The organism is Rhizorhabdus wittichii (genome assembly GCF_017607425.1).
In the GTDB taxonomy this organism is placed as follows: Bacteria; Pseudomonadota; Alphaproteobacteria; order Sphingomonadales; family Sphingomonadaceae; genus Rhizorhabdus; species Rhizorhabdus wittichii.
Genome location: NZ_CP059319.1, coordinates 2,504,298 through 2,516,903, shown reverse-complemented (window position 1 = coordinate 2,516,903; position 12,606 = coordinate 2,504,298). Strand labels below are relative to the sequence as shown.

General features: G+C 68.8%; 15 protein-coding genes, 2 tRNA genes and 1 pseudogene. 13 read left to right on the top strand and 5 right to left on the bottom strand.

Annotation, left to right across the window (positions count from 1 at the left end):
- Window positions 1-2 precede the first annotated feature (2 nt).
- Window positions 3-2,521: pseudogene (gene ligD, locus HRJ34_RS11835) on the top strand (DNA ligase D).
- Between the two features lie 50 nt (window positions 2,522-2,571).
- Window positions 2,572-2,901: an antibiotic biosynthesis monooxygenase family protein gene (locus tag HRJ34_RS11830; RefSeq protein WP_012050167.1), complete on the top strand. Its 330-nt coding sequence runs from the start codon at window positions 2,572-2,574 to the stop codon at window positions 2,899-2,901.
- A gap of 153 nt (window positions 2,902-3,054) precedes the next feature.
- Here the strand turns inward: HRJ34_RS11830 and HRJ34_RS11825 are convergent, their stop codons facing one another.
- Both HRJ34_RS11825 and HRJ34_RS11820 read right to left on the bottom strand, forming a co-directional pair.
- Complete coding sequence (locus HRJ34_RS11825) at window positions 3,055-3,288, bottom strand: hypothetical protein (RefSeq protein WP_012050168.1); 234 nt, start codon at window positions 3,286-3,288, stop codon at window positions 3,055-3,057.
- Window positions 3,289-3,505: 217 nt separating this feature from the next.
- Complete coding sequence (locus tag HRJ34_RS11820) at window positions 3,506-3,919, bottom strand: RrF2 family transcriptional regulator (RefSeq protein ID WP_012050169.1); 414 nt, start codon at window positions 3,917-3,919, stop codon at window positions 3,506-3,508.
- A gap of 140 nt (window positions 3,920-4,059) precedes the next feature.
- Between HRJ34_RS11820 and HRJ34_RS11815 the strand changes: the two genes are divergently transcribed.
- Window positions 4,060-4,136, top strand: a tRNA-His gene (locus HRJ34_RS11815).
- Window positions 4,137-4,240: 104 nt separating this feature from the next.
- On the opposite strand, the gene HRJ34_RS11810 is transcribed toward HRJ34_RS11815, so the two are convergent.
- Entirely contained in the window at window positions 4,241-4,534 is a 294-nt protein-coding gene (locus HRJ34_RS11810) for a helix-turn-helix domain-containing protein (RefSeq protein ID WP_208634190.1), read from the bottom strand.
- 8 nt (window positions 4,535-4,542) lie between these two features.
- On the bottom strand, window positions 4,543-4,998 hold the full coding sequence (locus tag HRJ34_RS11805; protein WP_226949167.1) for a type II toxin-antitoxin system RelE/ParE family toxin: 456 nt from the start codon (window positions 4,996-4,998) through the stop codon (window positions 4,543-4,545).
- Window positions 4,999-5,117: 119 nt separating this feature from the next.
- Here HRJ34_RS11805 and HRJ34_RS11800 point away from each other — a divergent pair, with 119 nt between their 5' ends.
- Window positions 5,118-6,167, top strand: coding sequence for a Glu/Leu/Phe/Val family dehydrogenase (locus HRJ34_RS11800; protein ID WP_029992901.1), 1,050 nt, complete (start codon window positions 5,118-5,120; stop codon window positions 6,165-6,167).
- 29 nt (window positions 6,168-6,196) lie between these two features.
- Here HRJ34_RS11800 and HRJ34_RS11795 read toward each other — a convergent pair whose 3' ends face one another.
- Window positions 6,197-7,111, bottom strand: a complete 915-nt coding sequence (locus HRJ34_RS11795) for a DMT family transporter (RefSeq protein WP_226949166.1) — start codon at window positions 7,109-7,111, stop codon at window positions 6,197-6,199.
- A 108-nt stretch (window positions 7,112-7,219) separates the two neighbouring features.
- On the opposite strand from HRJ34_RS11795, the gene ccmC reads away from it, so the two are divergent.
- From ccmC to HRJ34_RS11750, 9 genes are all read left to right on the top strand, one after another.
- Window positions 7,220-7,936: a heme ABC transporter permease CcmC gene (ccmC, locus tag HRJ34_RS11790; protein WP_012050172.1), complete on the top strand. Its 717-nt coding sequence runs from the start codon at window positions 7,220-7,222 to the stop codon at window positions 7,934-7,936.
- Window positions 7,933-8,064: a heme exporter protein CcmD gene (locus HRJ34_RS11785; RefSeq protein ID WP_208634188.1), complete on the top strand. Its 132-nt coding sequence runs from the start codon at window positions 7,933-7,935 to the stop codon at window positions 8,062-8,064. The genes ccmC and HRJ34_RS11785 overlap by 4 nt, the downstream gene beginning before the upstream one ends.
- Before the next feature lie 5 nt (window positions 8,065-8,069).
- The gene (ccmE, locus tag HRJ34_RS11780; protein WP_029549021.1) at window positions 8,070-8,531 is read left to right on the top strand and encodes a cytochrome c maturation protein CcmE; all 462 of its coding nucleotides are present in this window, start codon (window positions 8,070-8,072) and stop codon (window positions 8,529-8,531) included.
- Window positions 8,528-10,453, top strand: a complete 1,926-nt coding sequence (locus HRJ34_RS11775) for a heme lyase CcmF/NrfE family subunit (protein ID WP_208634187.1) — start codon at window positions 8,528-8,530, stop codon at window positions 10,451-10,453. The genes ccmE and HRJ34_RS11775 overlap by 4 nt, the downstream gene beginning before the upstream one ends.
- On the top strand, window positions 10,450-10,977 hold the full coding sequence (locus HRJ34_RS11770) for a DsbE family thiol:disulfide interchange protein (protein WP_012050175.1): 528 nt from the start codon (window positions 10,450-10,452) through the stop codon (window positions 10,975-10,977). The genes HRJ34_RS11775 and HRJ34_RS11770 overlap by 4 nt, the downstream gene beginning before the upstream one ends.
- A gap of 131 nt (window positions 10,978-11,108) precedes the next feature.
- Complete coding sequence (locus HRJ34_RS11765) at window positions 11,109-11,510, top strand: cytochrome c-type biogenesis protein (protein WP_029992902.1); 402 nt, start codon at window positions 11,109-11,111, stop codon at window positions 11,508-11,510.
- A complete protein-coding gene (locus tag HRJ34_RS11760) occupies window positions 11,510-12,142 on the top strand; it encodes a tetratricopeptide repeat protein (RefSeq protein ID WP_012050177.1) in 633 nt (210 codons plus the stop codon). The genes HRJ34_RS11765 and HRJ34_RS11760 overlap by 1 nt, the downstream gene beginning before the upstream one ends.
- Before the next feature lie 12 nt (window positions 12,143-12,154).
- Window positions 12,155-12,397 (top strand): hypothetical protein, encoded by a 243-nt coding sequence (locus HRJ34_RS11755; protein WP_016747163.1) that lies wholly within the window; start codon window positions 12,155-12,157, stop codon window positions 12,395-12,397.
- Between the two features lie 82 nt (window positions 12,398-12,479).
- Window positions 12,480-12,566: transfer RNA gene (locus HRJ34_RS11750), tRNA-Leu, on the top strand.
- Window positions 12,567-12,606 lie beyond the last annotated feature (40 nt).

The window sequence follows — 12,606 nt, the reverse complement described above, 5'->3', positions numbered from 1 at the left end:
CCATGGCCCGGCTCGACGAATATAACCGCAAGCGCGACTTCGCGAAGACGCGCGAGCCGGCCGGCACCCTGGAGACGCGCGGACGCCACCGCTTCATCGTCCAGAAGCACGACGCGACCCGGCTGCACTATGACTTCCGGCTGGAGATGGACGGCGTGCTAAAGAGCTGGGCGGTGACGCGCGGCCCCAGCCTCGACCCCGACGACAAGCGGCTGGCGGTCCGCACCGAGGACCATCCGGTGTCCTATGGCGGTTTCGAGGGGACCATTCCCGAAGGCGAATATGGCGGCGGCACGGTGATGCTGTGGGACGAGGGCAGCTGGGCGCCGATCGCGGGCAAGAGCGAGCGGGACCTCGACAAGGGCCATCTCCACTTCACCCTCGACGGCCATCGGATGAAGGGCGAATGGCTGCTCGTCCGGATCAAGGGCCGCCCGGGCGAGAAGCGCGAGAACTGGCTGCTCCGCAAGATCGACGACGCCGAGGCGGGCGGCAGCGACGACCTCGTCGCGCATGCGCTGACCAGCGTGAAGACCGGGCGGACCATGGCCCAGATCGCCGCCGACAAGGCAGGCGAATCGAGCCTGAAGGGCAAGCGCGGCAAGGCGTTCGACGCGATCATGGCGAAGTCGGAGGCGCATAATGCCCGGGTGGCGCGGCGCCCGGCCAAGGAGAGGCCCTCGACCACGCGGCCGCCGGCCTTCCGCAAGCCGCAGCTCGCGACGCTGGTCGATCATGTCCCCACCGGCAGCGCCTGGATCCACGAGATCAAGTTCGACGGCTATCGCGCCCTGGTCGCGGTCGCCGGGGGCGCGGTGAAGATCTTCACCCGCACCGGCCTCGACTGGACCGACCGGTTCGCGCCGGTGGCGGAGGCGGTCGCCGCGCTCGGCCTGCCGCCGGCGCTGATCGACGGGGAGATCGTCAGCCTCGACAGCGCCGGCAATCCCAGCTTCTCCGCGCTGCAAAAGGCGATCAAGGGCGAAGATGAGGGCGGGGGCGGGCGGGGGCTTCGAGCTGTTCGCCTCGACCTGCCTCGCTCGACGGCGACGACCTCACCGGGCTCGGCACGGTCGAGCGCAAGGCGCGGCTCGCCGGGCTGCTGCCCCGCAGCCACCCGATGATCCACTATGCCGACCATGTCGTCGGCGCGGGCGAGAAGCTGTTCGACGCGATGTGCCGCGCCGGGCAGGAGGGGATCATCTCGAAGCGCGCCGACGCGCGCTACCGCGCCGGGCGGACGACCAACTGGCTGAAGACCAAATGCACCCGGCGGCAGGAGTTCGTCATCATCGGCTGGAGCCGGAGCGACTCCGCCGCGCGTCCCTTCCGCGCGCTGCTCCTCGCGCAGCAGGGCGAGGACGGGCTGGTCTATGCGGGCAAGGTCGGCACCGGCTTCGATCGCGCGACGATGGAGATGCTGGCGGAGAAATTCGTCGCCCGCGCCCGCAAGACCCCGCCCGCCGACGTCCCCCGCGCCGAGGCGCGCGGCGCGTCGTGGGTCCGGCCCGACCTGGTCGCCGAGATCGGCTTTGCCGAGTTCACGGATGAGGGGATATTGCGGCAGGCGAGCTTCATCGGGCTGCGATCCGACAAGGAGGCCGCCGAGGTGACAGCGGAGAAGCCCATGCCCGTCGAGGAAGCCGCCCGGCCCGAGGAAGCGCCGGTGAAGATCAGCAACCCCGACCGGGTGATCTTCCCCGAGGCGAAGGCGACCAAGGGCGATCTCGCCCGCTATTATCAGGCGGTCGGTCCGATCATCCTGCCCTGGCTGGGCCACCGCCCGGTCAGCCTGGTGCGCTGTCCGCAGGGGCGGGCGAAGCAATGCTTCTTCCAGAAGCATGATTCGGGCAGCTTCGGCGAGCATGTCCACCACGTCCCGATCCGGGAGAAGGACGGCAAGACCGAGGATTATCTCTATGTCGACGACGTCGCCGGCATCCTCGCCTGCGTCCAGATGGGGACGATCGAGTTCCATGGCTGGGGCTCGCGGGTCGAGCGGATCGAGATGCCCGACCGGATGATCTTCGATCTCGATCCCGATGTCGGCCTCGACTTCGCCGACGTTCGCACGGCGGCGAAGGACATTCGCCGGCTGCTGTCCGACATCGGCCTGACCAGCTTCGCGATGCTGTCGGGCGGCAAGGGCGTGCACGTCGTCGTGCCGCTGCGGCCCGAGGCGGAGTGGCCGGCGGTCAAGGACTTCGCCCATCGCTTCGCCGAGGCGATGGCGCAGGCCGAGCCCGACCGCTTCGTCGCGACCATGGCCAAGGCGAAGCGGGTCGGCCGCATCTTCATCGACTATCTGCGCAACCAGCGCGGCGCGACCGCGGTGGTCCCCTATGGCGCGCGGGCGCGCGAGAACGCGCCCGTGGCGGCGCCGGTGGCCTGGAACGAGCTCGACGATTTCGACAAGGCGGGCGCCTTCACGATCAAGGATGCCGACCGGCTGCTCAAGCGGGCGTCGTCGAAGGCGCTCAAGGGCTGGGGCGTGGCGGACCAGGTGCTGCCGGACCTGTGAATAATTTATAGCGGATGCTATAAAATGCGGGCGCGGGAGAGGAGAAGCCGATGTTCGTCGCGGTCTATTGGTGGCGGGTGCATCCGGGCAAGGAGGAGCAGTTCATCCGGGCCTGGACGCGGGGGACCGAGCTGATCCGCGACATCTACGGCAGCTACGGGTCGCGCCTGCACCGTGACGCCGACGGCCGCTTCGTCGGCTATGCCGAATGGCCCGACGAGGCGACCTGGCGCTACGCCTTCGACCGCAAGATGACCTATGAGGACCCCGAGACCCGCGCCGCCTTCGTCGATGCGGTGTGCGAGGTGCCGCCCGACGCCGATCCGATCTTCACGATGACGGTGGTGAGCGATCGGCTGACGACCCGGAAGTCGCTGTAAAACAAGGGCTTGGAATGGCCGATCTGATGCCGTTGGAGCGTGGGCCGGTCCAGGCTGGCGGCGAATGACCGGATGGCTTCCAGGCACAAAAAATGGGCGCCCCGAGGGGCGCCCATCTCGTTCGGTAATCGTGGCCCCTTGCGGAGCCGGCGATTACTTCGAATCCTTGACGGCGTCGGCCGCGTTGGCAGCCGCGTCGGCGGCGTTCTCGAGCGTGCTCTCGGTCGCCTCATTGGTGGCGGCGTCGGCAGCGTTCTCGAGCGCGTCGGCCTGGTTGTCCAGGGCGGCAGCGGCGTTGTCGGCGGCGTTCTCAGCCGGGGTTTGCTTGTTGCAGGCGGCCAGAGCCATCAGGCCGGCAGCAACGAAAACGAGGCTCAGCTTCTTCATTCGAGCAGCTCCCAAAGCATATTATCGGCCCGGCTCGAACGCCGTTCCTTTGGCTGACATAACGTTGATCAGGGGTGGGTCAACGGAAAATCGACATGAATCGAAGGCTTAAGCGCGCATCCGCAACGGCTTGCCGCAACCGTTCAGCGCGGGTTCACGGGCGCGGGAGCGGCGAGAAACCGGGATCGTTGCGGAGTCGGACCCCGGCGGGCGGAGGCTATAGCGGAATCGATTCCGCCAGCGACAACTGGTCGAGAATTTTCGCCGTTTCGTCGCGGACCGAGAGCATCACGCCGCGCAGCCGGCACTCGGTTTCGTCGATGCAATGATCGCACGGCGTATAGGCGAGCCGGGCCGCGCACGGCACCAGCGCCAGCGACCCCCGCGTGGCGCGGACGATGTCGCCATAGGTGATCTCGGTCGGCGCGCGCGACAGCCAGTAGCCGCCTTCCTTGCCGCGCATCGTCTCGACGAAGCCGGCGCGCTTCATCTCCGACAGGATGACGGTCAGGAATTTGGCGGGAATATTCTGCCGCTCCGCGATCTCGGCGAGCTGGATCGGCCCTTCGCCGTGATGATCCGCGAGATGGAGCAGGGCGCGGATCGCATATCGGGTTCGTTGGGACAGCACGGGACGGCCTTTAAGGAGCTTTCACCGATGTAGGCAAACCTTATAAAAATGGAAGAGTAGAGTTAGCCCGATCATGTCCGCTTGCGTCGCAACGGCGCTTTCCCTATGGAGCGCCATCTCGGCGCCCGCTGGCGCCCGTGGCGATCGTAGCTCAATTGGTTAGAGCGCCGGTTTGTGGTACCGGAGGTTGCGGGTTCAATCCCCGTCGATCGCCCCACCTTTTCAATGACCTACCTGGTCATCAGACTGGCGGCGCTCCGTTCGATTGAACAGGTGCGCGGTAGTCGTCCGTCCAGCTCGTACGGCGCCTGCGCCGCGCGCTCACAGCCCAGCCTTCTCGATCAGCTTTTCCACCGTTTCGGGAGCGGCCTGGATCAAGGACAGCAGAACGCGCGCCGGAGCGTCCGGCTGGCGGCGATGCTGCTCCCAATCGCGGACGGTCCCGATCGGAAGGTGGAAGGTGCTCGCGAAAGCCGCCTGCGTCTTGTTGGTCGCTTCGCGGATCGCCTTTACGTCGAGAGGGGCGGCGACGCGGCCCCGGCCGGCGTCGCCTTCGGCGAAGGCAATCGCATCTTCCAGCCCGGCCGCGATTTTATCAAATGCACTCTTGGTCATAAAAGCCTCTACAATGTGTCCCGCAACCTTTTCGTCAGCCCCGCCAGCGCGTTGCGTTCGCCTTTGGTCAGATTCGCCTTTTCGTTCTTGCCGAACACGGTCAGGAGAAAAACCGGTACATCCTCGCCAGCGAAATAGGTGATTACGCGATAGCCGCCCGACTTGCCCTTGCCGGGCTTGGCAACGCGCAGCTTCCGAGCCCCGCCGCAACCCGGCATCACGTCACCCGCTTCCGGGTTGGCCGCGATCAGATCAACAACCGCAGCCTGTTCGGCGGCGTCCATGCCCGCGTCCTTGGCGGCGGCCAGATAGGCGGCGGTTTCGATCACGGTGTGCATGTTTTTTTGTACGGTAATGCCGTACAAGGTGCAAGTAGATAATACGGCATTGCCGTATAAATATTTAGCCGTGCGCGCGGTGATTTGACGGGCGCCGCCGCCGTGTCGGTTGCGGAGATCGGCCATGGTGGCGACCCTGGCTTTGAGGCGCAGATACTCCGCGCCATTTCCGACTCGCCTTGACGGGGGAATAATATTATTACTAGAATAAGTAATTAAATTACGCGCAATTATACGAGGGCCTGATGACCGCTCCCTGGACCTATCCCGATTTCGACGAGCATGAAGGCGTCCACCTGTTCCGCGACGCCGCGTCCGGCCTCACGGCGGTGGTCGCGATCCACTCGACCCATCTCGGGCCGGCGGCGGGCGGCACCCGTTTCTGGCATTATGCCGACCCGGCGGAAGCGATCACCGACGCGCTCCGCCTGTCGCGCGGCATGAGCTTCAAGAACGCGATGGCGGGGCTGCCGATGGGCGGCGGCAAGGCGGTGATCGTCGCCGATTCGCTGCGCACCAAGACGCCGGAGATGCTGGCCGCCTTCGGCCGCGCCGTCGATTCGCTCGGCGGCCGCTACATCACCGCCGAGGATGTCGGGATGAGCGACGCCGACATGGTCGCGATCTCGAAGGAGACGCGGCACGTATCGGGCCTGCCCGTGGCGGCCGGCCATGCCGGCGGCGATCCGGGGCCGACCACCGCGAAGGGCGTCTATCTGGGCGTCCGCGCGGCGATCGCGCGCGGGCTGGGCAAGGCCGACCCGGCCGGCGTCCATGTCGCGGTGCAGGGCGTCGGCAGCGTCGGCGGCGGGCTCGCCCGACTGCTGGCGAAGGACGGCGTCAGGCTGACCCTGGCCGACGTCGACGCCCGCCGCGCCCAGGCGCTGGCCGACGAGCTGGGCGCGACCGCGGTGGCGTCGAACGAGATCATGACGATCGAGGCCGACGTGCTCAGCCCCTGCGCGCTCGGCGCGGTGCTCGACGAGCGCTCGATCGCGGCGCTGCGGGTCGGCGTCGTCGCGGGCGGCGCCAACAACCAGCTCGCCACCCCGGCGGACGCCGACCGCATCCATGCGCGCGGCATCCTCTATGCGCCCGACTATGTGATCAACGCGGGCGGCATCATCAACGTCGCGCTCGAATATCTCGGCCAGGGCGACCGCGCCGAGGTCGAGGCGCGGGTCGCCCTCATCCCCGAGCGGCTCGAGCAGATCTGGGCGGAGAGTGCGTCGACCGGCGTGCCGTCGGCGGTCGTCGCCGATCGCATGGCGATGCGGCTGATCGGCCGGGGCTGACCTTCCCTTCGCGGCGTCGCCCGATCGAACTATTCGATCGGCGGCGTCGCCGCGACGATGTCCTTGTGCAGCCGGTGCTCGCGCCAGGCGGTGGCGAGTCCGCTGGCGATGATCAGCGCCGCGCCGATCGCGGTGTTGAGGCCGGGCAGGGTCGACCAGATCAGCCAGCCGAGCAGCGCCGCCCAGATGATCTGGGTATAGTCGAACGGCGCGACGACCGACACCGGCGCGACCTGCAGCGCGCGGGTCAGCAGCAATTGCGCCGCCGCCCCGGTCACGCCGCCGAACAGCAGCAGCGCCCAGGTGAAGGGCGGATGCGGCGCGCTGTGGAAGAGCATTCCGACGCCGCTGACCAAAGTCGTCGAGAGGAAGAACCAGAAGACGATCGATCCGTGCGTCTCGACCCGGCTCATCTCGCGGATCGTCACCGTCGCGGCGGCCGAGGCGGCGGCGCCCAATAATGTATAGACGATACCGGCGAGCGGCAGCGCGCTGCCCGACGGCCGGGCGACGATGAACACGCCGAGGAAGCCGATCGCGACGGCGGCCCAGCGGTGCGGACCGACCTTCTCGTGCAGGACCAGCACCGACAGCAGCGTCGCGAAGGCGGGCGCCGAGAAGCCGATCGTCACCGCGTCGGCGATCGGCAGCAGCATCAGCCCCTGGTAGAGCATCGTCAGCGAGACCATGCCAATCATCGAGCGGAGCAGGTGGGCGCCAGGGCGCTTCGTCCGCACCGCGCCGATGCCCGGCCCCAATGCGAGCCAGGCGAGCGTCACCGGCAGGCCGACCGCCGAGCGGAAGAAGACCAGCTCGACCAGGCTCGCGCCGCCCTCGCTCGCCCATTTCATCGCCGCGCTCATCAGCGCGAAGAAGACGACCGCGATCGAGCGCAGCAGGATGCCTTGCAGGGCGTGGGAGGAACGGGGCTGGGAACCGGCCATGCGGGTATGGGCCATGGGGCCGATCGGCGGGGCGCGCAAGCCATGTTCCGGGGCTGGCCATCGCGGCCATTGCGAACCGCGCGGGGACCCCTTATTCCCCGTCGCGCCGTGCATATCTTCGCCAACCCCGCCCGCTTCCTCTCGATCGCGCGACCGCTGACCCCCTGGCTGGGCTGGCCGGGACTGCTGCTGATCGCGGCCGGGCTCGTTTCGGGGCTGTTCCTGACGCCGCCCGACTATCTGCAAGGCGAAAGCGTGCGGATCATGTACGCCCATGTCCCCGCCGCCTGGCTCGGCATGGCGGGGTGGAGCGGGATCGCGGTGGCCAGCCTGATGCAGCTCATCTGGCGGCACCCGCTGGCGGCGGTCGCGGCGCGCGCGATCGCGGTGCCGGGCGCGCTGTTCGCGGCGATCTGCCTGCTCACCGGCTCGATCTGGGGGCGCCCGACCTGGGGCACCTGGTGGGAATGGGACGGGCGGCTGACCTCGATGCTCGTCCTCTTCTTCCTCTACATCGCCTATATCGCGCTGTCCTCGGCGGGGGCGGAGCGCGGCAGCAACGACCGCGTCTCGGCGATCTTCGGCGTGGTCGGCGCGGCGAACATCCCGATCATCCATTACTCGGTCGAATGGTGGCGCACGCTCCACCAGGGGCAGAGCATCGGCCTTGCCGGATCGAAGATCGACGGCGCGATCCTGTGGCCGCTGCCGCTCACCACGCTCGGCTTCACCCTGTTGTTCGCGGCGATCGTGCTGATGCGGATGCGGGCGATGCTGGCCGAGGCGAAGGTCGAGGCGCGGCTCAAGCGGATGGCGTCCGAATGAACCACTGGCCCTTCATCATCGCGGCCTATGCGATCACCATCGTCGGCACGCTCGCCGTGCTCGGCGCCAGCTTCGTGCGGATGCGCCGCGCCGAGCGGCGGGCCGACGCCCTGACGAGACGAGGCTGATGGCGTTGAAGGCGAAGAACCAGCGGCTGATCCTGGCCCTGCTCGCGGTCGTGGCGATCGTCGGCGCGGCGCTGCTCGCCATGTCGGCGCTCAAGGACCAGGCGGCCTATTTCTACACGCCCGCCGACGCGAAGAAGGACCATGTCGAGGTCGGCCGCGCGGTCCGGCTCGGCGGCATGGTGCAGAAGGGGTCGATCGAGCGCGAGGCGGACGGCGTGACGATCCGCTTCGTCGTCACCGACAATGTCGAGACCGTGCCGGTGCGCTTCACCGGCATCGTCCCCGACCTGTTCAAGGAAGATTCGGGCGTCGTCGCCGAGGGCAGCTTCCAGCCCGACGGCAGCTTCGTCGCCACCAACATCCTCGCCAAGCATGACGAGCGCTACATGCCGCCGCAGGTCGCCGGCGAGATGCACAAGACGGAGAGTCTGGACGCCGACGGCGCCCAGCAGAAGGGGACGAAGTGATCGCCGAGGCAGGATTGGCCGCCCTCTGGCTGGCGGCGGCGCTCGCCGCGCTCCAGCTCGCCATGGGCTGGATGGGGGTGTCGAGCCAGCGGACCGATCTGCTCGCCGCGGTGCGGCCGATCGCGATCATCCAGGCGGGCCTGACCGGGATCGCCTTCCTGGTGCTGATCTACCTGTTCGTGACGGTCGACCTGTCGGTCGCGCTGGTCGCGGCCAACGACGCCTCGACCAAGCCGCTGCTCTACAAATTCGCCGGCACCTGGGGGAACCACGAAGGCTCGATGCTGATGTGGGTCACCATCCTCGCGGTGGCGGGCGGCGCGGTCGCGATCTTCGAGCGGCGGCTCGACGAGCGCACGCTGATCGCGACGCTGGCGGCGCAGGCGGCGATCGGGCTCGGCTTCTACGCCTTCCTGCTGTTCGCCTCGAACCCCTTCGCCCGGCTCGATCCGGCGCCGGCCGAGGGGCAGGGGCTCAACCCGCTGCTCCAGGACCCCGGCCTCGCCTTCCATCCGCCGACGCTCTATCTCGGCTATGTCGGCCTGTCGGTCGCCTTCTCCTTCGCGGTCGGCGCGCTGGTGACCCGCGACGTCGGCACCGCCTTCGCGCGGGCGATGCGGCCCTGGGTGCTCGGCGCCTGGATATTGCTGACGATCGGCATCACCGCCGGCAGCTACTGGGCCTATTATGAGCTCGGCTGGGGCGGCTGGTGGTTCTGGGACCCGGTCGAGAACGCCTCGCTGATGCCTTGGCTCGCCGCGACCGCGCTGCTCCATTCGGTAACCGTGCTCGCGACCCGCGAGGGGCTGCGCGCCTGGACGGTGATGCTCGCCGTCGTCGCCTTCTCGATGTCGATGGTCGGCACCTTCCTGGTCCGCTCGGGCATCCTGACCTCGGTCCACGCCTTCGCGGTCGATCCCGAGCGCGGCACCTTCATCCTCGCGCTGCTCGCCATCTACATCGGCGGCGCGCTCGCCCTGTTCGGCCTGCGCGTCGGCACGGTGCGCGAGGGATCGCGCTTCGACGCGGTCAGCCGCGAGGGATCGCTGGTCATCAACAACCTGCTGCTGTCGGCGATCCTCGGCATCGTCCTGGTCGGCACGCTCTATCCGCTGATCGCCGAATCGATCACCGGAGAGAAGCTGTCGGTCGGCCCGCCCTATTTCAACAGCGCCGCCGGCCCGCTGGCGCTGATCCTCGTCATGGTGATGGCGGCCGGGCCGATCATGCGCTGGCGCCGCGACGACCTGAAGGCGACGCTGACCCGGCTGGCGATCCCGCTGCTGCTCTCGGCGCTGGTGCTGCTGCTCGTCATCCTGCTGGCGCCCGGCATCCGCATCCTGCCGCTGCTCGGCCTGGTCGCCGCCGCCGGGGTCGGCCTCGCCAGCCTCGCACCGCTCTGGGGCCGCAACCTGCGCCGCACCCCGCTCTACATCTGGGGCATGGTGATCGCGCATCTCGGCATCGCGGTCAGCATGGCCGGCATGGCCTCCGAGAGCGCCTTCACCAAGGAGACGCTGGTCGCCGCGCGGATCGGCGAGCCGCACCGCGTCGGTCCCTACAGCGTGCGGCTCGACGACGTGCAGCCGGTCGCCGGGCCCAACTATACCGCGATCGAGGGCACCGTCATCGCGCAGCGCGGCGACGGCAAGCCGTTCACGCTCCACCCGCAGACGCGCAACTTCCCCTCGCCGCAGACCGAGACCAACGAGGCGGCGATCACCACCGTCCCCGACGGCCAGCTCTACGTCGTCGTCGGCCGCGCCGACGAGCAGGGCCGCTGGCAGCTCCGCCTGTGGTGGAAGCCGTTCGTCACCCTGATCTGGGCCGGCGGCGGGCTGGTCGCGCTCGGCGGCTTCCTGTCGCTGATCGGCCGCGTCCGGCGCGAGATGCGGCATGCGCCGCCGCGGGAGTTCCTATGAGGAAGCTGCTCATCTGGCTGCCGCTGGCGCTGTTCCTGGTCTTCCTCGGCGTGTTCGCCAGCGGGCTGATCAGCCCCGAGAGCAAGACCATCCCGTCCAAGCTGGTCGGCAAGCCGATGCCGGGCTTCGCGCTGGCCCCGGGGGTTCCCGGCAAGCCCGGCCTGACCAGCGCCGAGCTGACCAACGGCCGGCCGCACCTCGTCAACGTCTTCGCGAGCTGGTGCGTCCCCTGCATCGCCGAGGCGCCGCAGCTCCGCCAGCTCGCCGAGGCCGGGGTGCCGGTCTACGGCATCGCCATCCGCGACCGGCCGGAGGACCTCGCCCGCTTCCTCGAACGCAACGGCGACCCGTTCCGCGCGATCGGCGGCGATCCCAACAGCAGCGTCCAGATCGCGCTCGGATCGTCGGGCGTGCCCGAGACCTTCATCGTCGACGGCAAGGGCATCATCCGCCGCCAGCATATCGGCGCGATCAACCCGGAGGACGTCCCCGGCATCATGTCCGCGCTGGGAGACGCGCGATGAAGGGCTTGCCTGAAATCCTCCCCGCGCGCAGCGGGGGGAGGGGGACCATCCGCAGGATGGTGGAGGGGTGGCGCCGCAGGCGCCTTCTTCCGAAGGCGCACCCCTCCCCCCGCTTCGCGCGGGGAGGATTTTTGGCTGCGGCGCTGCTGCTCGCCGTCTCCGCCCCCGTCTTCGCCGACTCGCTGATGCCGGCGGCGAAATATGCCGACGAGCAGCTCGCCGATCCGGGCAAGGAGAAGCAGGCCAAGGCGCTGATGGAGACGATCCGCTGCCTCGTCTGCCAGGGCCAGTCGATCGCCGATTCGAACGCGGAGATGGCCGGCGACATGCGCGCGCTGATCCGCACCCGGATCGAGGCGGGCGAGAAGCCCGAGGCGATCCGCGCCTGGCTGATCGAGCGCTATGGCGACTGGGTGAGCTTCAAGCCGCCGCTCGACGGGCTGACCTGGCCGCTCTACGTGGTGCCGGTCCTGTTCCTCGGCCTCGGCCTCTGGATCGTGAGTGGGCGCCTCAAGCGCCGGAGGAAAGGCTGATGACCGGCTGGTTGATCTTCGTCGGTCTCGCGCTGATCGTCGCGGGCTTGTTGTGGCGCTTCGGCCGGTTGCCGAAGGGCGGGATCGAACTGGTCGCCGCCACGCTGTTCCTGGCCGTCGCCGGCTATGCCTGGCAGGGCAGCCCCGGGCTTTCGGGCAAGCCGACCCCGGCGCCCGAGACCGCCAAGGTGCCCGACAGCGCCTTCGCCATCGAACGCGACAAGCTGCTGGCGCAGGTCGGCAGCGATGCCGACGTGCTGAGCGCGGCCGACGCCTTCCATCGCCAGGGGCTCAACCTCTACGCGGTCGGCATCATCAAGGGCGCGCTCGAGAAGCGGCCGAACAGCGCCGACCTGTGGGTCGGCCTCGGCAATGCGATGGTGGTGCATGGCGGCGGGCTGATGTCGCCGGCGGCCGAGCTCGCCTTCCAGCGCGCCGCCGCGATCGCGCCCGATCATCCGGGCCCGCCCTTCTTCATGGGCCTCGCTTATGCCCAGGCCGGCCAGCTCGACCGCGCCGAGGCGGTGTGGCGCGACCTGCTCGATCGCGCGCCGGCCAACGCCTCCTGGCGGCCCGAGCTCGAACAGCGGCTGATCGAGATCGAGCGGCTCAAGACCCAGATGGCGCAATAGGGACGGGGACCCATGGCCGGGCCCCGCATGACCGCGCACCAGCTCCAGGCGCTGCTGGTCAACCGGCTCCTCCGCGCGCATGGCGGCGACGGCCGCGCCTGGCGCCGCGCGATCGGCCCGGTGCGCGTCTACGACGTCGCGACCCATCCGCATTGCAACTGGGCGGTGATGCCGTCGGGCTCGATCCGCGAGAATGCCGCGATCGAACGGCTGTGCGACGGGGTGCGCGCCGAGCATCCGATCGTCGCCGGTTGAGGCATGAAGCGCGGTGCCAATCACCGCTGGAAATCGGCCGGCGGGGCCCCTATAGCCTCGATCCTCGACGATGGTCCGACACGCGGGTGTGGCGGAATTGGTAGACGCAGCGGATTCAAAATCCGCCTCTGGCAACAGAATGTCGGTTCGAGTCCGACCACCCGTACCATCCCGGATCAAAGCGGAACCCCGGAGCTTCGGCAAGGGCC

What these genes read in the sequence shown, in the direction of transcription:
- HRJ34_RS11830 (WP_012050167.1), top strand. Translation starts at nt 2,572, where the DNA reads ATGTTCGTCGCGGTCTATTGGTGGCGGGTGCATCCGGGCAAGGAGGAG.
- HRJ34_RS11825 (WP_012050168.1), bottom strand. Translation starts at nt 3,288, where the DNA reads ATGAAGAAGCTGAGCCTCGTTTTCGTTGCTGCCGGCCTGATGGCTCTG.
- HRJ34_RS11795 (WP_226949166.1), bottom strand. Translation starts at nt 7,111, where the DNA reads ATGGCCGGTTCCCAGCCCCGTTCCTCCCACGCCCTGCAAGGCATCCTG.
- HRJ34_RS11755 (WP_016747163.1), top strand. Translation starts at nt 12,155, where the DNA reads ATGGCCGGGCCCCGCATGACCGCGCACCAGCTCCAGGCGCTGCTGGTC.
- HRJ34_RS11770 (WP_012050175.1), top strand. Translation starts at nt 10,450, where the DNA reads ATGAGGAAGCTGCTCATCTGGCTGCCGCTGGCGCTGTTCCTGGTCTTC.
- HRJ34_RS11805 (WP_226949167.1), bottom strand. Translation starts at nt 4,998, where the DNA reads ATGGCCGATCTCCGCAACCGACACGGCGGCGGCGCCCGTCAAATCACC.
- HRJ34_RS11785 (WP_208634188.1), top strand. Translation starts at nt 7,933, where the DNA reads ATGAACCACTGGCCCTTCATCATCGCGGCCTATGCGATCACCATCGTC.
- HRJ34_RS11810 (WP_208634190.1), bottom strand. Translation starts at nt 4,534, where the DNA reads ATGACCAAGAGTGCATTTGATAAAATCGCGGCCGGGCTGGAAGATGCG.
- HRJ34_RS11800 (WP_029992901.1), top strand. Translation starts at nt 5,118, where the DNA reads ATGACCGCTCCCTGGACCTATCCCGATTTCGACGAGCATGAAGGCGTC.
- HRJ34_RS11760 (WP_012050177.1), top strand. Translation starts at nt 11,510, where the DNA reads ATGACCGGCTGGTTGATCTTCGTCGGTCTCGCGCTGATCGTCGCGGGC.